At 46.5% G+C, this 19,772-nt stretch carries 17 protein-coding genes and 1 pseudogene; 1 reads left to right on the forward strand and 17 read right to left on the reverse strand.

Annotated elements, in window-relative coordinates:
- Positions 1-1,344 carry an APC family permease gene (locus DXA13_RS17700; protein WP_118246400.1) on the forward strand — a complete coding sequence of 448 codons (1,344 nt, stop codon included), beginning with the start codon at positions 1-3 and terminating at the stop codon, positions 1,342-1,344.
- 60 nt (positions 1,345-1,404) lie between these two features.
- On the opposite strand, the gene DXA13_RS17705 is transcribed toward DXA13_RS17700, so the two are convergent.
- The 17 genes and pseudogenes from DXA13_RS17705 to DXA13_RS21115 form a co-directional block, all read right to left on the reverse strand.
- Positions 1,405-2,295, reverse strand: a complete 891-nt coding sequence (locus DXA13_RS17705) for a dihydrodipicolinate synthase family protein (protein WP_118246401.1) — start codon at positions 2,293-2,295, stop codon at positions 1,405-1,407.
- A gap of 60 nt (positions 2,296-2,355) precedes the next feature.
- Positions 2,356-3,309 (reverse strand): oligopeptide/dipeptide ABC transporter ATP-binding protein, encoded by a 954-nt coding sequence (locus DXA13_RS17710; RefSeq protein WP_347559903.1) that lies wholly within the window; start codon positions 3,307-3,309, stop codon positions 2,356-2,358.
- Between the two features lie 12 nt (positions 3,310-3,321).
- On the reverse strand, positions 3,322-3,795 hold the full coding sequence (locus DXA13_RS23275; RefSeq protein WP_347559904.1) for an oligopeptide/dipeptide ABC transporter ATP-binding protein: 474 nt from the start codon (positions 3,793-3,795) through the stop codon (positions 3,322-3,324).
- Entirely contained in the window at positions 3,777-4,322 is a 546-nt protein-coding gene (locus tag DXA13_RS23280) for an ABC transporter ATP-binding protein (RefSeq protein ID WP_347559905.1), read from the reverse strand. The genes DXA13_RS23275 and DXA13_RS23280 overlap by 19 nt, the downstream gene beginning before the upstream one ends.
- A 10-nt stretch (positions 4,323-4,332) precedes the next feature.
- Complete coding sequence (locus tag DXA13_RS17720; RefSeq protein WP_118246403.1) at positions 4,333-5,256, reverse strand: ABC transporter permease; 924 nt, start codon at positions 5,254-5,256, stop codon at positions 4,333-4,335.
- Positions 5,256-6,200, reverse strand: a complete 945-nt coding sequence (locus tag DXA13_RS17725) for an ABC transporter permease (RefSeq protein ID WP_118246404.1) — start codon at positions 6,198-6,200, stop codon at positions 5,256-5,258. The genes DXA13_RS17720 and DXA13_RS17725 overlap by 1 nt, the downstream gene beginning before the upstream one ends.
- 38 nt (positions 6,201-6,238) lie before the next feature.
- Positions 6,239-7,819 carry an ABC transporter substrate-binding protein gene (locus tag DXA13_RS17730; RefSeq protein ID WP_147348053.1) on the reverse strand — a complete coding sequence of 527 codons (1,581 nt, stop codon included), beginning with the start codon at positions 7,817-7,819 and terminating at the stop codon, positions 6,239-6,241.
- Between the two features lie 205 nt (positions 7,820-8,024).
- Positions 8,025-9,122: an ornithine cyclodeaminase gene (locus DXA13_RS17735; protein ID WP_118246406.1), complete on the reverse strand. Its 1,098-nt coding sequence runs from the start codon at positions 9,120-9,122 to the stop codon at positions 8,025-8,027.
- Between the two features lie 139 nt (positions 9,123-9,261).
- Positions 9,262-10,143, reverse strand: coding sequence for an AraC family transcriptional regulator (locus DXA13_RS17740; RefSeq protein ID WP_181995732.1), 882 nt, complete (start codon positions 10,141-10,143; stop codon positions 9,262-9,264).
- Positions 10,144-10,549: 406 nt separating this feature from the next.
- A complete protein-coding gene (locus DXA13_RS17745) occupies positions 10,550-11,797 on the reverse strand; it encodes a Na+/H+ antiporter NhaC family protein (protein ID WP_118246408.1) in 1,248 nt (415 codons plus the stop codon).
- Between the two features lie 68 nt (positions 11,798-11,865).
- Complete coding sequence (gene putP, locus DXA13_RS17750) at positions 11,866-13,395, reverse strand: sodium/proline symporter PutP (protein WP_118246409.1); 1,530 nt, start codon at positions 13,393-13,395, stop codon at positions 11,866-11,868.
- A 208-nt stretch (positions 13,396-13,603) separates the two neighbouring features.
- Positions 13,604-13,993: a TetR/AcrR family transcriptional regulator C-terminal domain-containing protein gene (locus tag DXA13_RS17755; RefSeq protein ID WP_347559906.1), complete on the reverse strand. Its 390-nt coding sequence runs from the start codon at positions 13,991-13,993 to the stop codon at positions 13,604-13,606.
- Entirely contained in the window at positions 13,993-14,202 is a 210-nt protein-coding gene (locus DXA13_RS23285) for a helix-turn-helix domain-containing protein (protein WP_347559907.1), read from the reverse strand. Before DXA13_RS23285 ends, DXA13_RS17755 begins: the two co-directional genes overlap by 1 nt.
- 44 nt (positions 14,203-14,246) lie before the next feature.
- The gene (locus DXA13_RS22080; protein ID WP_347559909.1) at positions 14,247-15,500 is read right to left on the reverse strand and encodes a DUF4132 domain-containing protein; all 1,254 of its coding nucleotides are present in this window, start codon (positions 15,498-15,500) and stop codon (positions 14,247-14,249) included.
- A 57-nt stretch (positions 15,501-15,557) separates the two neighbouring features.
- Positions 15,558-15,815, reverse strand: a pseudogene (locus DXA13_RS23290) (DUF5724 domain-containing protein); the annotation flags it as partial.
- Complete coding sequence (locus DXA13_RS23295; RefSeq protein WP_347559908.1) at positions 15,749-19,405, reverse strand: DUF5724 domain-containing protein; 3,657 nt, start codon at positions 19,403-19,405, stop codon at positions 15,749-15,751. The pseudogene DXA13_RS23290 and the gene DXA13_RS23295, both read right to left, overlap by 67 nt.
- A gap of 20 nt (positions 19,406-19,425) precedes the next feature.
- A partial coding sequence (locus DXA13_RS21115; protein ID WP_118246410.1) for a hypothetical protein occupies positions 19,426-19,772 on the reverse strand: 347 nt, incomplete at its 5' end.

Raw genomic sequence — 19,772 nt, forward strand, 5'->3', positions numbered from 1 at the left:
ATGTCAGAAAATCATTCATCTGCGCCAATATCAAAAGCAGATTCCAGACTTAATTTTAAAGAAATATACTCCCAGTCGCTGGGTAATATCATCGGCGCAGGTATCATTACATCCACAGGTATCTGTATTGGCTTTACCGGTTCCGGCGTGTGGCTTGCTTATGTACTGGCGGGCTTGGTATTTCTTATTACAGTTGCCCCCATGCTCATTGCCGGAGCTATTGTACCGAAAACAAGCGGCGGATACTATTATTCGTACCTGATCAGCCCTGCCATGGGCGGTTTATACAGTTACTTATTTTTGTTTTCTTCTATATCCATTGGATTCATGGGCGTTTCATTCGGATCATATATGGCTTCTATCGTTTCCTTCGGAAGCGAAAAGTTCTGGTCTCTTGCCGTTTTAACCGTTTTCTTTCTGGCAAATCTGCTGGATCAGAAATCAGTTGTAAAAGTTCAGACCTTTATGAATGTACTCTTAGTCGTTGCATGGGTGTCTTTTATTGCACTGGGCGCCCCCAAGATAAACTGGGATGCGTTTACTCCGGCTCAAATGCTTCCCAATGGATTTTTTGGTATGTTTGACTCAATAGCAACGCTCGTATTCGCTATGGGCGGCGCAATCTGGCTGGTGGACAGCGGCGAACGAATTGAAGATCCGGAAAGAAATATTGTGCGCGGCAATCTCGCCGTAGTCGGAACAGCCGCCCTGTTGTTTGCGGTCATTTCCATTATCGCTGCCGGAGTTCTGCCTCTCCCGGAAGTTGCCAACAAACCATTAACACTCGTTGCCAGAGCCATCTATCCTGGACAGTCTTATCTGATATTTGTAATCGGCGGTGCTTTAACCGCACTTGCAACAACAATCAACGGCCGTTACCTAGGTGCAGCGAACGCCCTTTTAAGAAGCGGAAAAGAAGGCTGGTTTCCAAAAGCGCTTGGTAAGCAGAATAAAAATCTGGTTCCTTACGTGTTTATGGCAATCGTTTACATACTGACCATCCTTCCTATTCTGGCCGATATTGATACCGTACTGTTAAACAAAATGTCGGCTGCCGCGAATAACGTTACACGAATCATCCCATCGATCGGGCTTTTATATGTAATTAAAAGATTCCCAAAAGAGTGGGAAAACTCCAAGTACCATATGAGCAAACCGGTGCTTACCGCCTTTATGGCCCTTTGCCTGGGCGTGCTGTTCGCCGTCATATACATGAATATGCGCTCTTTTACCACAGGCATGCTGGCTGCATCATTCTGCCTGATCGCAGCCTTCTATATCTACGCTAAAATCCGTGTTAAATACGCAGAAAAAGTGATTGCAGAGCAGGAAGGAAATCAGTAATTCCGTAAATATCCCCGGACTGTCGTCCAGGGATATTTTACATATTGTTCGAACGCAGGATTACATTTCCAGAACTTCTGCCTCCTGCAATATTTTTTTAATCTCTTCTTTCGCTTTTTCCGACTGTTCCATCAAGGGTTTTCTCACATAGCCCCCACGGTATCCGCATAAAGTGGAAGCCCATTTCAAGCCTGATATTCCGTAAGTCCCAGTTACTGCCGTATTGACCGGGAAGATTCTCTGGTATGTTTCCAGCGCCCCTTCGTAGTCTTTGTCCCGATACTTCTTATAGACCTCGACGCATTCATTCGGACAGCAGTTGGCCAACGCCAGGATTCCTCCGGCAGCTCCCAGTGTCAATGCAGGATACAGCGCAGATGCCGTTCCTACAAAAACATCAAAATCTTCACCCTTTGTCACCCGCTTAAAGGTGGCAAACTGAGGCATGTCTCCGGAGCTGTCCTTCATACCGATAATATTCGGGTGTTTTGCCAGCTGTGCGATCAGATCGGCCGCCACATTTACATGTGTGAATTTTGGCACATTATACACTAAAATCGGAATTTTCACATGATCGGCTACCGTTGTATAATACTCTGCCAGCGCAGGCGTCTTCATTGCCGCGTCGTAAAAACAAGGCGTTAAAACGAGCGCACAGTCAGCTCCCAGATCAGCTGCCTTGTTCGTCAGTTCAATGGTCTCTTCCGCCGTCTCCATTCCGGTGCCGCACATAATGACCTTGCCCGGCGCATGCTTTGCCGTCAACTCAATCAGCTTCAGCTTTTCCTCCTCTCTTAAAAAAGCAGTCTCGCTGTTGGAACCGAGTACGAGGAGGCCTTCCAGTTCTGTCTGGGACCATTTTTTGATATTATAGACAAACGCTTCATAATCAACTTCACCATTTTCCTTAAAAGGAGTAATCATTGGAGGAAAAATTCCCTTTAATTTCATATTCTACCTCTTTCTCATTTTACTGTCTGAAATTCTGTTCCGCGCTTTTCCGGCGCGTAACTATTTTTTGTATAGATGACAAGATACAAAGTGGTTTGGTTCAACTTCCAGCATTTCCGGTTCCTGCTGACGACATATATCCTTCGCGTATGGGCAGCGGTTGGCAAATCGGCAGATCGGTTTAGGGTTAATCGGAGAAGACAGTTCTCCCTTGAGCAGAATCCGTTCCGGCCTGTTGTGTATTCTGGGAACAGGTATGGCGCTGAGCAGCGCTTCCGTGTAAGGATGAAGCGGCTTTTTAAACAGTTTTTCTGACGGCGCCTTTTCCACCAGACGTCCTAAATACATAACTGCGATATCGTCTGAAAAATGATTGACGACAGACAGGTCATGGGTAATAAAAATATATGTAATTCCCATCTCATGCTGGATTTTTTTCATCAGATTTAAAATCTGCGCCTGAATGGATACATCCAGTGCAGATACGGGCTCATCGCATACGATAAATTTAGGATTCATGGCCAGGGCACGGGCGATCCCGATTCTCTGCCGCCTGCCGCCGTCCAGCTCATGGGGGTAGGTGTTAACCAGACGCTCCGCCAGTCCGACTCGTTTCATCAGTTCCAGCACCCGCATAAAGCGCTCATCTTTATCCGGTATCATCTTCGCCAATTTCAGCGGCTCCTCTATGGTCTCAGAAACCGTCTTTCTGGGATTCAGGGATGAAAACGGGTCCTGAAAAATCAGCTGCATTTCCTTTCTCATATCCCTCATCTCAGCTTTATTCAATTTCACTATGTCTGTGCCATTAAAAATCACTTCTCCGCTGGTCGGTTCAATCAGGCGGAGGATTGCACGGCCTGTTGTCGATTTCCCGCAACCTGATTCTCCTACAATGCCCAGGGTTTTCCCTTCTTCAATTGTAAAGCTCACATCATCCACAGCATGGAGCGTACCTGCAGCCACATTAAAATATTTCTTCAGATGCTTTACTTCCAGTAATGTCTTTCCCAATTTCATCCCTCCCTAGAGCATATTATCATCGGTATCATCGTACAGATGACAGCGGACATAATGCGTTTCATTAATCCATTTTGCGTCAGGCGCGGTCTGACTGCAGCATGGCTTTGCGTAATTGCACCGCGGATGAAACGGGCAGCCGGAAGGAAGATTGGTAGGATCCGGTATCTGTCCCTTAATCGGCTTCAGCTCCGCATGGCGGTTTTCTATATCAGGCAGGGAATCAAACAGCCCCTTTGTATATGGATGATAATAATTGTCGAAAATATCTACCAGCGTGCCATGCTCTATGATCTGCCCCGCATACATAATGCTGACCGTATCACATACTTCTGCTACAATTCCAAGATCATGGGTGATAATGAGCATAGACGTATTATATTTCTGTTTTAATTCGTTAATCAGCTTCAACACCTGTGCCTGAATGGTGACATCCAAAGCCGTTGTCGCCTCATCTGCAATCAGCAGATCCGGCTGCATGCCAGCGCCATGGCGATTACAACTCTCTGTTTCATACCACCGGAAAACTGGTGGGGAAATTCATTTGCACGGCTTCCCGGAATTCCAACCAGTTCCAGCATGCTCTTTGCGCGGTTCAGCGCTTCTTTTTTATTCACTTTCTGGTGAATATGGATTCCCTCTGCAATCTGTTCACCAACGCTCTTAATTGGATTTAAAGAAGTCATCGGGTCCTGAAAGATCATGGCCACCTTATCTCCACGCATACTCTGAAGTGCGTGTTCATCCATTTTCATCACGTCGTCGCCCTTTAACAGGACTTCTCCTGATATGACCTTCCCCTGAGGTTCAGGCACAAGGTTGAGAATTGAGAGAGCCGTCGTTGTCTTTCCCGCTCCCGTTTCTCCTACAAGGCCCAGTGTTTTTCCGGTCGGTATCGCCATATCGATGCCATTTACCGCGTACACGGTTTCATTGTCCGAAACATAGTGAATGACAAGATTTTTAATTTCCAGCGTATTGTCTGATGTAATAGTTTTATTCTCCATATTTTCACCCCTACTGTTTCAGCCTTGGATCCAAAGCGTCCCTCAGTCCGTCACCTAATAGATTCAAAGAAAGAATGGTACAGAAAATAGCCAGGCCGGGGGCCATAACGATATAGGCTTCGTCACGCATAAATGCGCGGCCGGATGCCAGCATGTTTCCCCATTCAGGCGTCGGCGCCTGAATGCCCAGGCCGAGGAAGCTCAGTCCTGAAATCGTCAGAATTGCGCTTGCAACATACAGAGTAACCTGCACGATAATCGGACCCATACAATTTACAATCGCGTGATGAATAATGATATATCCATCTTTTGCACCGATTGACCTGGCCGCCTCTATATACTCGTTTCCACGTACGCCCATAACAGCAGATCGGACAATACGGGAGAATTTTGGAGCAAACGATAAGCCGATGGAAATTACGAGATTCATCTTGCTTACTCCAAATGTAGCGATAATAGCCAGCGCCAGAAGTACATCGGGAAGGCAGAGAAAAACGTCCATTACACGCATGATAAAATTATCGATTTTACCGCCGTAAAAACCGGATACGGCACCCAGGCTTCCGCCAACCAGCAGGGCGACAACAACGGAAGAGATCCCAACCGTCAATGATATCCTGGCTCCAAACACTACTCTTGCAAAAATATCCCGGCCCATTTCATCCGTGCCGAATATATGGCCATTCCCTGGGCTCTGAAGCCGGTTGGCAATATCCAGGCGGATTGCGTCGTTCTGATAGTCTGCAAGAAGCGGCGCTCCGATTGCCAGCAGAACGATTACCACAAATATAATAAGGCCGAGTACAGCCGTCTTATTTTTAAGGAAACGGGCCGTCAGCTCACTGGCATTGCTCTTTTTCTTAAACTGCTGGTAAAATTCTTTTTTCGTCGTTATTGTCTTTGCGGGATTTTCTGTTTTTGTGGAGTTTTCCATTATCTGCCGCCTCCTTTGCTGTACTGTGCCTTGATTCTCGGATCAATATACGCATAAATCAGGTCTACAATCAGGTTCGAAACAGCGACGCAGATAGCCATAATAACGAGGCATCCCAATACACACGGCGCATCTCGTTTATTGATGGATTCAACTAAAAGGCGTCCAGTTCCCGGAATTGAAAAAACGGTTTCACAGTATACGACACCGCCCAAAAGAGCGCCTACGTTCAGGCCAACAACGGTAATTGTAGGCATTAGTGCATTGCCCAGAGCATGATCATAAATCACGTCACGTTCGCTCACGCCCTTGGCTCTGGCCGTTCTGATATAATCCTGGCGGATGGATTCCAGCATGGAAGACCTTGTCGTCCTCATGGTATTTGCCATATAATTGGCCCCGACCGTGACCGCAGGCAGAATCAGGCTTTTGAATCCGTTATCCATGCCGCTGGAAGGCAGCCATCCAAGATGTACGGAAAACAGGAGGATCAACAGCAGACCAAGCCAGAATACAGGCATGGAAACTCCCATCAGACCGATAACCATAGTAATCTTTGAAAACAGGGAATCCGGTTTCGTAGCCGATCGGATGCCGATCGGCATCCCCACTACGACGCAGAAAATCATTGCCGCTATAACAATTTTGAACGTATTCGGAAAACGCGCCGCCAACTGCTCTCCTACGGGAGCTCTCGTAATATAGGAGATTCCAAAATTGCCTCTTGCAAGGTTGGTCAGATATGTAGCGTACTGAACGAGAAAAGGCTGGTCCAGTCCAAGTTCCTGCTTCAGCTGGATGCTCGCTTCTTCCGTATAGTCACTGCCCAGGATAATTTCCGTCGGATCTCCGGGAGTCATATATAATATCGTAAACACAAAGAATGTCAGTGCGATTACGATTGGTATCAGAATAACCAAACGTTTTAATACATATTTTATCATGCATCATTCCTCCATATCGGAAAAGGGCGTAAAAGCCATCAATAGTGCAGTTTGTAATAATTTGATGCCCTTTCTGCATTCAGCTCAACGCCTTTCAAGCGGTTATTGCTCAATGCCAGCGTTTTGCTCACGAACAGATCTGCTTCCGGCGCTTCTTCCGCCATAAATTCCTGGATTTTCTGATATACAGGTATTCTCTTCTCTTCCTCAAAGAACTGGCGTCCTTCTTTAATCATCCCGTCTAATTCCGGATTGGAATACCACACACGGTTTACTCCGCCATAGCCCTTTTCTGTAAAGCGGCGTCCAAGGAACAGATCTGGATCCTCATAACAGCCCCAGCTTGTAATGAACATCGGCGCTTTGTGGTCTGCAATATAAGACGGGAAGACTGCATTTTCAATACGTGTAATCTCGGCATTAATACCGATATCCGCAAGGTTTGCCTGCACAACAGTAGCCATACGCTCTGCCTCGTCACGGAATACGATAATCTGAGTATCAAATCCCGGACAACCTGCTTCTTTCATTAATTCCTTCGCCTTTTCGGTATCATAGGAATACATATCAAGGGGATTCTCAACTGCGCCCATGACCGTTGGTGCAAATGTTGCACAATTGTATACGGTTTTTCCCAGTCCTTCATATCCAACCTGCAGGCAGGAATCTCTGTCCACCGCATAGTTGACTGCCTGACGCACTAATTTATTGTCAAACCACTCTGCCGTATTGTCCATACCAAGATGCCATACCATTTGAGAGTCTTTTTCCCAAAGCTTCAAATCCTGATTGTCGATGACGCGGGCATAATCTGCCGTAGCAAATTCCGCATTGAAGTCAGCAGCGCCCGTCTCAATCGCAATCGTTCTGGCCGTGCCTTCAGGAATAATCTTGATCGTAAGCGTTTTGTTAAGCGCTTTATCATCAGGATCAAAATAGTCATCAAAACGGGTAAATTTTACGGTATCACCAATCACTCTGCTGTCAAAGCTGTATCTTCCGCTCCCAATCGGTTTGGACCAGTCGTTGGAAGCCATCGCCTGTTCGCAGTAAGCCTGAGGCACGACAGAAGTGGCTACGTTTGTTAGCGCTGTCGGAAGTGACGGATACGGGCCGTCTGTAATAATTGCCAATGTCGTATCGTCTACTTTTTTAATTTCTTTTACAGGATCAAATAGAGCCGTCATAATGGAGCTTCCCTTCGCCCTGTTCAGGCAGTAGACCACATCATCAATCGTAAGCATGGACCCATCATGGTATTTTACGTTTTCCCATATCTTAAAGTGCCATTCCGTGTCGCTTACCCTTTCATACTCTTTACAAAGTTCTTTTTCAGCACCGAGGTTTTCACTGTATCGGAACAGGCGGCTGTATAAGTTCGCCAATGTGTATACATTTGACATATCGGCCGACTGGATCGGATCAAAGCTTACCATATCCAGTGCCTGAACTACCGTAATATCCGCATCAAAATTGTCCTCGCCCGACGCCTGAGCCGTATTCGAATTACCGGCAGCTGCCGTCGTATCCCCACCTTTTTTTGAAGAGCATCCTGCCGCCACTGTCATGACTAATGCTGCCGCCAGCACCATGCTGCTTATACGTTTTATATGTTTCATATTGTTTGCTCCTTCCCCAATCCTGCTGTCCGCAACTGTCTTCTCTATTTTTAAAAAGCCGTACTCCAAAGATTCTTCAGATAATTTCTGCTGCCCGAAACATATTACAGATATCTCGAATTCAGCAATCTCATCCGTTCAGAAAATGATTGAAGTACGGCTGCCATGATTCACTACTTAAGCCAATATTGTTTTTCCCAGAAAGTCAGGATCTGACCGATGTCCTGTTCGTTCGCCCGATCAAGAATTTTCTTTCCCCAGCAACGTCTTCCACTGCCATTCCGCTGGTGATGAAAATGATCTTATCGTCCTGATTCTCTCTCGCCGGGCTCTTTCCAATCACTACATCTCCAATGTTTTTTACCCTCGATCCGGAAAACTTTCCTTTATATGCAGCATCAATAACCGGTGCAGACGGTGCCCATGATAAGATTTCTTCTCTAATGCCTTCCCTCGGATAATCCATCTCATGGATAAATGCCTGATGCAGTTTCCAGTTATCCGCATAAACCTGGCAGTCTTCAATCCAATCATCATTAACGAAATCTGCAGCACCTGTCAGACAGAGCAATGATCCCTTCTTTAAGAGATTCGTGTCAATGGCTGGAAGTTCTACTCCTGAGGCTGCAATATGAACGATATCCATATCCTTAACAGCTTCTTCCAAAGTATTTACAATAACCGGCTCAATTCCCAGTTCTTCTTTTGCATACGTTGCAAAACGCTCTGAGGCAGCTGGAAATACATCATATATGTAAGCTGTTTTAAGCGTTTTCACCGCTGTCTTAACGCCTAACAGGGCGGTTTTTCCTACCATTCCGGCTCCAATGATTCCTATGGTTTCCGCTCCCTGTCTAGCCAGGAATTTCGCACTGATTCCAGGTACAGCTCCTGTTCTCATCTGGCTTAACAGGTTGCCCGACATAAATGCAAGTGGTTTGATGTTATCAGGATCATTCAGAATAATTGAATGAATGGATCTTGGAAGTCCCAGCTCTCTGTTGGCTATATTGGATCCATACCACTTTTCTCCGCAGATGTGGTAATCGCCACCCAGATAAGCGATCATTGCCATGAATCTCCTGTCCGGTCCAGCCTCCGGCATTCTCGGCCCCTTTTTATGCTCCGGGAACCAGATCAGGTGTCCATGGTCGTTTTCACTGGGTCCGCCCATTAAATAGTCGCCCTGAGAGATTAATGCGAAAGCGTCCTGTACCGCTTCCAGACACCCCTCCATGTCCAGCACCCCTGCTTTCAGCATATCCGGTTCTGACAAGAATCTTATCCGTACGCTCTGATCCATAATAAATACCCTCCTTAATAATGAATGATTACAGTTTCTCGTTCCTTGTTTGTAATTCAATTATAGGATAGTATTTGATAGATTTCTCATCTTTTTTTGTGCAAAAGTTGCTTTATTTTGATTTGTCCTCTTTTATTTATTATATATTTTCTATATTTTCTGTCTCTTTTTCGCGTATATGTAAGGCATATTGTTTCGGTGAAATGCCCACATGTTTCTTAAATGTGCGGATAAAATGGCCATAGTCGGAAAATCCCGACTGTTCACATACCTGAAATACAGGCTGGTTTTTCTTTAAAAGCTCACAGGTCAGATAAATTCTCCTGGAGGTGATATATTGATTCACTGTTACTCCGCAGTATTCTTTAAAAAGACGGCTGATCGAATATTTGTTGATATAAAATGTCTTCTCAAGCAGTTCCAGATTCAGGTCCATCGTTATGTTATCCGTGATATATTCCATGATTTTTTTAGCCAGAATACCATTTTCATCATCGTAGATCTCATTCTTTTGCTGCGGCCCTTCATGATTTACACGCAGCAGATAAAGAAGAATTTCCGATAAAATTACCTGTTGATATGTCTTGTCCCCATAATAGCTGCCCTTTAAGCTGTCTTTTTCCCTGTTTAATACCTGTTCAAATACAGGGATATCCTCCTGCTTCAGTTTAATATGACATGCCGGAAATCCATCGCTCGACTGGAATAATTCCATAAAGTCAATATTGGTGTAACGATTGATTTCCTGAAGGACTTCCGGTCTGATATGAACCGTATACCGCTCAAACCATGCGTCATCCGGAACAACGGTCATATGGGGCGTAAAGGTCTTGATTGCAAAGACAGATCCCTTTGGTACATAAAATATTGTATTCGCAATAATAAATTTCAAATTATATGATAAAGTAAAATGCAGTTCATAGTGATTGTGAAAATGCGGGCACTCCATAATATTGGAACTGTTAATATTATGAATTACTCTGATATCTTCTTCGATCGGCTGAAAAAATTTCTCTTCCATGGTTGTCCCCTCCTCCGTCATATTTTGTGACAGTTAAATTGTACTATTATCATAATTATTTTTCAATTTATATTTCTATACCTGTATTAAGTAAAAATTTAACAAATTAAGGATTAAATCAAATTTTCTAAATCTATTTGCCAGAAAATAAGAAAGAATCTAGCTCGCGGGATTCTCCGCCTGCGGCGGGTCGCTTCAGCGACAAAATTCCTTTTGCGCGAGTGCGCATCCATAGCGGAGCGTTTTTGCTTTCTAGGGAATCATACGATTTATCACTTTACAATAACAAGGTCTTTCCTAGAAAGCAAAAAAGCGCCTCCGGGTATTTCATGCTCAGTACCCAGAGGCGCATAACAGGCCTATTAATAATATACATTATAAAATTTTATTTCACAGCCGATCTTTTTTAACGGTACCATACCTTTTTTGTCATCAGATATGTCAGCGGAACCATATACAGCAGAATGCTGTACGGAATCGCTTCTGTCCCTACTTCCAGCATGGCAAGCGGTCCTGTTGCCGCAATGGACCAGGGTATCAGTCCTGCTATCATGACAATGGAGTTGCATACATCGGCAGCCTGCTCCTGAGGATCTTCATAAAGGGAACCCAGCATTTGCTCCGCCATGATAATGCCGATTGTCTGGTTGCAAAAAAGTCCGCCGGAACAGATTCCTGTAACGATCTGGGCTGCGAAACGCCCCATTTTTCCTGCAAGAGCCGCCGCCTTTTCCTGTATTCCGTCAAGCATACCGGTACTTTTGAAAATTCCCGAATAAGCGCTGGATATAATGACAATGACCAGCACACCAGCCATGGACGTCATTCCTCCTCCGGAAAGAATGGCTGCCAGTTCCTCCGAGCCGGATCTGTATCCTGTAACTGCCCAGACTGCCACGTCCCAAACCTGCTGTTTCTGAATCACAACAGCTGTCAGAAATGCGATAACCCCGCTGGCTGCAACGGCGTAAAAGACTCTTACCCCTGCCAGAGCCAGGCACAACAGCCCCGCCGCAGGCAGGAGAACTGCCCAGGTCAGAGAAAATTCTTCGCTCATTTGAGTTAAAATGCTGCTGTCTACAGAAAGAATCGGATTTTTCCACGAGAGAACGCCATATACCGCCGCCGTAAGAACGGTAGGAAGCAGGCTTGTCTTCAACATGACCTTGAGATTTTTCACCCCATCTGCTCCGGAAAGGGAGACAGCCAAGAGGGCAGAACTGGACGCAGGCGAACATCGCTCTCCAAAGTAAGAACCGCTCATAACAGCCCCAGCCGTTATGATTTCGTTCACGCCTCCGCTCCTGGCAAGAATCATCAGCACCACTCCTGCTGTTCCTGCAACTCCGAAGCTCGTTCCGATTCCAAAAGACAGAACAGCGGTCAGAATAAATGCAATCAACACAAACAGATGGGGCGTAATCAATTTAATTCCATAGTATACAAAAAATGTGATTGTACCGCTGGCTCTCCAAAGTGCAGTCAGACATCCGATCAGAATCAGAACGCGCAGGACAGGAAAAGAGGTTTTCCCTCCGTCCCATGCCATTTTAAGCAGAACAGACAGGGAAAAGCCTCTTTTTCTACCCACCGCCATAAAACAGAGCAGACCCAGCAGCAGGGCATAAATCAGCGTTTTTCCGAGGCCAGACAAGCTGTCACTCCGGCTAAAAATATAAGAAAAGCAATGAGTAAATCCATCACATCCTCCGAAAGTATTTTTTACCCTCTCGCCCGCTCAAATTCATCCATAATTTCCTGTTCCGGCGGAGCAGTCGCCAGGCTCACCACGGCAATTACAATACAGGAGGCCGCGAATGCGGGAAGCAGTTCATAGATATCCCATGCTCCTCCCAGCGGGCGGACGAGATATTTCCAAACGAATACTACAACTCCTCCCGTTATCATACCTGCCAGTGCGCCGTTCCTGTTGGAACGTTTCCAGAAAAGGGCGCAGATTACCACCGGTCCGAAGGAAGCGCCGAAACCCGCCCATGCAAAGGAAACGATTGCAAATACGGAGCTGTCAGGATTTCTGGCAATAAACATGGCTATCAGGGATATGATAAGCACCGTTACCCTTGCAGTTATAATCATCGCCTTTTCAGACATGTTGATTTTCATAACTCCCTTGAAAATATTCTGGGATACGCCGGATGCGGCGGCCAGCAGCTGGGAATCCGAAGTAGACATGGTGCATGCCAGGATTCCTGCCAGGATGACCCCGGCTACGAGGGCCGGCAGCACGCCGAAATGGCTCAGGAGATCTGCTACCCGGACTACGATCGTCTCAGAGTTGGAACCAGTCAGTTCCACCATGGTGCCCGCCTTTGTCATTCCCAGCCCGATTACGCCGATCACCACGCCGATTGCCAGCGATATTACAACCCAGACGGTTGCGATCCTTCTGGATAACGTAAGCTTTTCTTCCTCTTCAATCGCCATAAAGCGGAGCAGGATATGGGGCATGCCAAAGTATCCAAGCCCCCAGGCCATGGTCGAGATAATCGTAATCGCTCCGTAAGGGCTGGCCGCTCCCGTTTCTTTTTGATATGTAAAAAACATGCTCAGATATCCGGGCAGAGACTTGGCGTTCTCCATGACTTGTTCGAATCCGCCTGCCATATGCGTCCCGAAGAACAATACGATGACAAGAGCGATCGTCATAACGATGCTCTGTATAAAGTCCGTCGTACTCGCCGCCAGAAATCCCCCCATCGTGGTATACGCCACGATTACAAGGGCGCTGATAATCATGGCTGTTCCGTAGTGAATTCCAAAAAGGCTGGCAAACAGCTTGCCGCAGGCGGCGAAACCGGACGCCGTATAAGGAATAAAGAATATCAGAATAATCAGAGCGGAAAACAGCATGAGAAGCCTGCTTTTGTCCCTGTACCGATTGGAAAAAAAGTCCGGTATGGTAATAGAATTCCCTGCAATGTGAGAATACCTTCTGATCCTTTTGGCAACAAAGAGCCAGTTCAGATAAGTGCCTGCTGCAAGGCCGATGGCCGTCCATCCAGCGTCGCAGATTCCGCTTAGATAAGCGACTCCAGGAAGCCCCATGAGCAGCCAGCTGCTCATGTCGGAAGCTTCCGCGCTCATGGCAGTCACAAACGGCCCCAGCTTCCTGCCTCCCAGGTAAAAATCATCCGTCGTATTGTTGTTTTTTGAACAGATAAAACCCACGGCCAGCATCATAGCCAGATAAATACTGATGGATATTAAAATGCATAATTGTGCTGTTGTCATCGCTTTTCATTCCCTTCTACATAATGTGGGGTATTTTATCACAAAGCATTACAGACCACAATACAGAATAAAGTTTAGACTTTATTCTATACTAATTATGCACTTTTTAGAAATATGGTATGTTTTTTCGACAAATTATTCCGAACGTTTTCCTGTAATAAACATGATATTTTACTGCATACTTATGGTATTTTTTTTAATACAATTTTTACTCCTGGCGTTCCTGCACCTTGATTTTATCCAGGAACATTGGCATCATCGTTTTTGCATACCCCTTCAGGGAATATTCGCCATTGCAGATGCACCAGTCATACAGCAAAGAACGTTCGCACAGGGCATACATCTTTGTTATCTCATTAGCCGACATGTCCTGCCTCAATTCTCCATTTTCCTGCCCCCTTTTCACAATCTGGGTCAATATCCTGTAGTAATATCTGTTTCTGTCCAGGAGATGTTTTTCTCCTCTTGTAACGAGCTGGGAGGAATACAGCCTTGCAAGAAGATCAAGAGAAATACTGTTCTCGATCATATAAAATAATTCCTGATTCAGGTAGATCAGCTGGTCAAAGCAGCTCATGCTTTTGTCCATCTGTTCCATCAATTCCTGGTATTTTTCATCAAACAGGTAGGAAAGGGAGCTGAGAAGCGCATCCTTTCCTTCGAATAATGATAGAAGGAGCCTTTGGATGTCCTGGATTCCTCTACAATTTCCTCTACTGTCGTATCCTCATAGCCCTGTTCGTAAAACAGCTTCCATGCTGCTGATATAATCCTCCCTTTTGTATTTCTCTCGTTCTTTTTTGCCATACTGTGCCTCCGCATTCTTTCTTTATGCCGTCTCTCTCAGTCTTTCAGCGAATCTGGGACAGAATATTAGGGTCTTTAATTTTTGTGTCTTCTGCAAATAAAAGGATTTTTGACATGATTTCCGCAGTTTTCGGATCATCATCAATAAATGGAAGGAACAGGCGGCCGCGATGCTGGGAGTGTACAGGCACGACAAACAGCATGGAATTGCCCATCTGATGGACCACGCCGCTTCCGAGGTGAACCGTATACTGCCCCAGTTTTCCGTCGATGATGGCATGGCTGCCTTCCAGTTTTACATTCTTAATTTTGAACAGTTCCAGATTGCACTCGGCAATCGCTCTGCGCATCTCAATCGTAGAGTGGCTCGTTTCAGGATCGACGCCTCCTGCATGGGCCACGCTGACGGCCAGATCCACATCCCTCATAACCTCACTGTAAATGACATCTGGAATATCCTTGATTTTTAACGGTTTAAACGTCTTCCTGTCGGAAAACACCACCCACTCCAGCGTCGGAGCTTCTATATCACTTGGTGAAAACCAGTCCGCCATCGCATATATTCTGGCAACGATGTTTTCTTTATAGTAAATCTTCTGAAGCCCGTCTTCATAGTCGGCCACCCATCGGCGTCCTCTCAACGCTCCGACCGTCTTCTGCGGCTGAATCTGGTTGCCGGAGAACATCATGGATTCCTCTTTCTCCATCTCTTCCTGAAGCTTAACGTACAATTCACGGAAAATCTGTTTAAACGGCTGCTTCATCTGCTTTTCAAACAGGAGCTTCTGATACTCATGCCAGTGTCCTTCCTGATAGAGGTCAAACGGATGGGCAATGGTAATCCTGTCTCCCGGTTTTACGGCTGAAGTGTTCCCAGACCAGTCCGTAATTCCCGCTTCTGTTAAAAATCCGAGCCTGATTTTTTCGCCGTTTTCACTGTCCTTCTCTCCTCCGCCTGCCATCCGGACAGCCAGAGGTTCGACAATCGGCCGTACAACCGGGTTTCTGGCCAGTTCCAGAAACTCCCATACTTCAAAGGACGTTCTGTCTTCCATTGCCTGTTCCATCATCTGTTTCGTACGGCTGTACTGTTCTTTCAGCTTTTTATTAATCTCCTGGTATTCCAGCACTTTCTCGTTCTTCTTATACTTTGCCGGTATGGATTTTAAGGCCTTTTCACCCTTTCTGCACTGGATACTGCTCTTTCCTGCCTCATCCACAAACAGCCGCAGTTCCATCTCCTCCAGCGGCTTCCACTCAAAGTATCCGTCCAGCGTCTCGACCAGTTTTGTCTCCATCCTGAGAGTCAGACGCGTTACGTCGGTAAATCCGGCATTTACGCTCAAATTGCGCAGGGCCAGTTCCACCGCGCGCCCCTCGCTGGCCCACCTCTGTGCCCCAAAATTCCTGCTTTCTTTTTTAAACTTCTGAATAAACTGATAGCGGTCCAGAAGGTCTTCTTCTTTTTTCTTCTTTCCTTTATCGAGAGGCAGAAGACCAAGGCTCATCAGCAGATCTTTGTTGCGTTTTCCACATATTTCTGTTTTCAGGGTCTCTTTATCCACTTTTCCCAAAGCGGCATCCGCGTACTTCCTGGCCCTTCCGTGGGCTGTGCCGGAGGAGGAGTACTTGGCTGCATCGTAAAGAAGCTTGAAGTTCTTCTCACCCAGTTTTCATACGCCTCAAAAAACCACTTGATATCAAACGCCCCGTCTCTCAGCTCTTCCGGAGAAAGAGGCGTATATTTTGCCACCATAGATGTAGCAAATGTGTCCAGCCCCTCACTTGTATGGGCCATGAAGTAATAACAGCCGCTCTGGAATCCCGGAAGCTTCAGATATTCTTCAACCATCGGAATCCACTGCTGGGCATACATTGCCAGTTCCACAAGGCGCTTCTTCGTGATATCCGTTCCTTTTAAAGCTTTTTTCAAATCTGCAGCCGTCTCTTCCGGCAGAGGCCGGCATACCTTCAGCAGATGGCTCAGGACATTGCGCCTGTCAGAAGCGTCAGAGTAATAGCCGGAGCTTCGCTGAAGCGTATCCTGTCCAAGAGCGGTAAGAATCTGTATCATCACATCGATTCCGTATATCACCCTGATAGAGGTGATATAATTAGAAAACGGCGTCGGCTGTTCTCCCCGCTTGAGTTCCACCTTCAAAACGAGCGGAACCGTTTCACGGTAAAGTTCATGAGCCAGCTTCATAGCCGGCATTTCATCTCCGATATTGTCAAACCTGTATTTGCCGTCGGCCGGTTTGATTACGCCGGGGCCAAAGAACGCATTTAAGTCTCCCTGTCTAGCGTTCATGTAGGAGACGGCGCCCTTTTGTTCCACTGAGCTGACCGGCCCCAAAACGCTTCCCAGATTCATAAATGTGAAAACTGCTTTATAAAACAAATCCTTATCCCAGATTCCTCTGGTATAACACTGTACAAAATCTGACAGCCCCATATATGATGTCCTGGAGTTATAGGAATATTTGTACTTTTCCCTGTTTCTCAGCTTCGTATACTTCTCCTGAAGGCGGAACCTCAGTGTGAATGCGCTTCCCCAGTCTTTATCGCCGGCACAGGACAGCCACGTCCACAACTCCTCAAAGATCGGCAGATCCGCAGCCCTCTTTGTATAGACTTCCGTCTCTCCGTTCCACCTTTTTTCGCTCGTTTCGAACAGAACATTGGAATCATCCAGCACGGCAAGCAGCCTGGCCGTTCCAACAAGTCCCCATCTGGCCTTCAATTCCTGGGGCACATACTGGGCGAACAGCGCATCAATAACCGTTCGGGCCTGTTCTCCATACCGTAAACCCTGAACGAGATTTTTAAATGGCGGCTTTTTAATCAGCCCGCTTCCAAATACCTTTTTATACAGGTCCAGATTCTTCTCATAGAAAGCCCGCTGTTTGCGGCACTGCTGGTATAAATACAGCTCCAGCAGCATTTCCGGTGTTTTTATCTCGTCCTTATAAAATCCTTCCCACAGCTCTCGGAACGGCAGGGCGTCCAGGGGAACGGCCTCCGGATCATCGTGAATCCAACGGCACCGGTCCAGTCTCGTTCCCAGAATCATATCCGCATCCCATGCCGATTTATATTCCAGTTCCTTATTCTTTTCAATAAAGCTGTTCAGCCTGTTCAATATATTGATACTGGCATCCTCTCCATTTACAAAGAGTTTTAAAGCTTCTTTTTCATTCACATCGACCCCTGGAAGAATCCACTCTTTTTGCGTATCATAGAGGCCGTATCCCGGCGTATTCAGGATATCCTGCGCCTCACTGCTCTCCCCTTTCAGTTCATCCAGGAGCACCTGTTCTTTCCCCGTAGGCTCGGAAAGGGCGGAAAGAAGCGGTTTCACCTCAGTAAACCGCTGAGGATCCTCCTTCTTGATCTGAAGCGCAAGGTCGAGCGCTCCCATATGGCATTCTTCCGATTTTGTTTCCAAAAGGCGTCCGATGCAACGCACAAGAGAACCGGAGTCCTGCTGCCTCAGTAATTTCAACGTCTCTGAACGGCCTCTTTTATATTTTAGATTCTGTTCAATTTTCTCATAATCTCCGTCCGTAAGTTCCATATCCTTAACAAGCTGGAACGCCGACTGCATCGTGTATTCTTCCGGATTGTGAAGAAGCTCCATCAAAGCACTTCTCCTGACCGCAGTTTCCGGCCTGTACAAAATCACCCTGGCTACGACCGCGCGTGTTGCAGCTCCATATGAATTTCCCTGGCCGATCAGAGGGATCAGCCCTGCCGCTTCATCCAGATACTCCTCATCCTGCAGCATCCATGCAATCAGACACATTCTGGAAGCGATATCGGACTGTGTCATAGTCACTCTATACCATGGGAAAATGCACGGATTCAAATCAATTCCTTTTTTCGGAATCTGTTTCAGAATCCCCCGGAGCAATTCATAGATCCTCCTTGCCTCTTCTTCTCCTTCAAAAATATCCGTGACCGGCTTTTGGGCAGGTTTCCTGACCTTTCCGTCCCTGGGCGAAAAATATCCTCTGTCTTTATCATCCTTTAACAGTACTGCAAAATCGTTGTATAAATTGTCCATGAATCCCGGAAGGAAGCAGGCAACCAGGTCCAGGTCATCCGGATACGTTAAAATTACTTCTTTTGCAGCCTGCATCTTCAGGCTTCCTATCTGAAGAGACCGGTTGAAGTATGATGCCGTCATCTTTTGGTTTTTTGTTCCGCTGCGGATCAGTTTCTGCTCCGCTTTTATGGCTTCTTTTGCATCGTAGAAGCCCTTTGCCCAAAGTCCGCAGCTGATGGCAACAGAATCGTTCGTTGCAAGCTGTTCCTCACAAAAATCCGGTTCTCTCAGGCACCGGCCCATGAGCCGGACCAGTTTTTCTGTAATCCGATCCACACTCTTTTCATCAAAAATCCCGATCCACGTACTCACCGCCCGTTTGATGGAAGAGTAGCGGACAAGGTTATTCTCTTCAATTACGCCGAACAGATGCAGAAATGCTTCCGGCCTTCCGGCGTCCATTGTCTCGCATACTGCCTGTCTAGCCCCTTCCTGAAGCCTTGCAGCCAGCAGGAAATCTCCCAGCACATGATAAAGGCTTTTATCTTTACTCATAACAATGCCGCAGATAAGCCTATGGCTGATCATGGCCGTATTGCCCTCTCCCATAAGAATATCTTTAACGGCTTGTATTGTTTCCCCATTTCCCCGGTCAATCTGCGCTGCCAGTATGGAAGCATAACTCCAGCTTTCTGTTCTGGCATGATCGTAAACTTCCGGATCTACACGGCCTGTCAGAACGTCAGCCAGATTTCCTCCATAAAATTCCAGCCTGGAATATGCCCAGAGCAGAAGGATGCTGCTCTGAACAAACGGCTGATAACTTTTAGAACGCAGACTCCTCCGGTACCATCCGGCTGTCATCTGAAACTGGTTCATCTGATCCAGAGCATAGTAGAACTCCTCTCTTAAATCAGCCGGTACGCAGGTGTCCACCAGACCTGAGAGTTCTTTCTTATACAGCTCACTCAGCGTCTGATATCTGCCGTCTAATTTCTCCCTCATCCATTCACATGCCTTCTGGGGAACCGAATAATATGCAAGTCCCGGCAGCATCCCCTTTTCCTGGGATGACAGGCGATTTCCTTTTTCTTTCACCTGATTCACCCAGTTCTCTGTCATTTTTTTCCTGGTCTGATATGTATATTCTGCCATAAACTACCCCTTTCCTTCTCCTACCATCCTGAGAGCATCGTAAGTCTGATAAATGTAAAAATAAGCCCTTCCGTCCATTGTATCTTTTCATCCAGTCGAGTCAGCTCTTCCTCTCCTGCAAATACCCGGTATATACCGTCCTCAAACGACTGTACCGCATTTGCCACAGCTTCCTCCTCTACGGCATCGTTCCCGCCCCGGAGTCCGAAAGCGACCTTTCCCGAAGCTGCCTGATCCCTAATTTCCGCTTTCGTCAGGTAAGGAAGAATCTGCCCTTCGTCCTTCCGCGCATTATACTCCCTGACTCCAAGCTGCACCAACTCCGTAAGCAGCTCTCTGGCCGTCTCAGGCTTTTTTCCAGCACAAA

Source organism: Clostridium sp. AM58-1XD, from assembly GCF_003464085.1.
Classification (GTDB): Bacteria; Bacillota; Clostridia; order Lachnospirales; family Lachnospiraceae; genus Lachnoclostridium_A.

What these genes read in the sequence shown, in the direction of transcription:
- DXA13_RS17700 (WP_118246400.1), top strand. Translation starts at nt 1, where the DNA reads ATGTCAGAAAATCATTCATCTGCGCCAATATCAAAAGCAGATTCCAGA.
- DXA13_RS17705 (WP_118246401.1), bottom strand. Translation starts at nt 2,295, where the DNA reads ATGAAATTAAAGGGAATTTTTCCTCCAATGATTACTCCTTTTAAGGAA.
- DXA13_RS23275 (WP_347559904.1), bottom strand. Translation starts at nt 3,795, where the DNA reads ATGCAGCCGGATCTGCTGATTGCAGATGAGGCGACAACGGCTTTGGAT.
- DXA13_RS23280 (WP_347559905.1), bottom strand. Translation starts at nt 4,322, where the DNA reads ATGGAGAATAAAACTATTACATCAGACAATACGCTGGAAATTAAAAAT.
- DXA13_RS17720 (WP_118246403.1), bottom strand. Translation starts at nt 5,256, where the DNA reads ATGGAAAACTCCACAAAAACAGAAAATCCCGCAAAGACAATAACGACG.
- DXA13_RS17725 (WP_118246404.1), bottom strand. Translation starts at nt 6,200, where the DNA reads ATGATAAAATATGTATTAAAACGTTTGGTTATTCTGATACCAATCGTA.
- DXA13_RS17730 (WP_147348053.1), bottom strand. Translation starts at nt 7,819, where the DNA reads ATGAAACATATAAAACGTATAAGCAGCATGGTGCTGGCGGCAGCATTA.
- DXA13_RS17735 (WP_118246406.1), bottom strand. Translation starts at nt 9,122, where the DNA reads ATGGATCAGAGCGTACGGATAAGATTCTTGTCAGAACCGGATATGCTG.
- DXA13_RS17740 (WP_181995732.1), bottom strand. Translation starts at nt 10,143, where the DNA reads ATGGAAGAGAAATTTTTTCAGCCGATCGAAGAAGATATCAGAGTAATT.
- putP (WP_118246409.1), bottom strand. Translation starts at nt 13,395, where the DNA reads ATGACAACAGCACAATTATGCATTTTAATATCCATCAGTATTTATCTG.
- DXA13_RS17755 (WP_347559906.1), bottom strand. Translation starts at nt 13,993, where the DNA reads ATGGAACAGATGGACAAAAGCATGAGCTGCTTTGACCAGCTGATCTAC.
- DXA13_RS23285 (WP_347559907.1), bottom strand. Translation starts at nt 14,202, where the DNA reads ATGGCAAAAAAGAACGAGAGAAATACAAAAGGGAGGATTATATCAGCA.
- DXA13_RS22080 (WP_347559909.1), bottom strand. Translation starts at nt 15,500, where the DNA reads ATGGAGACAAAACTGGTCGAGACGCTGGACGGATACTTTGAGTGGAAG.
- DXA13_RS23295 (WP_347559908.1), bottom strand. Translation starts at nt 19,405, where the DNA reads ATGGCAGAATATACATATCAGACCAGGAAAAAAATGACAGAGAACTGG.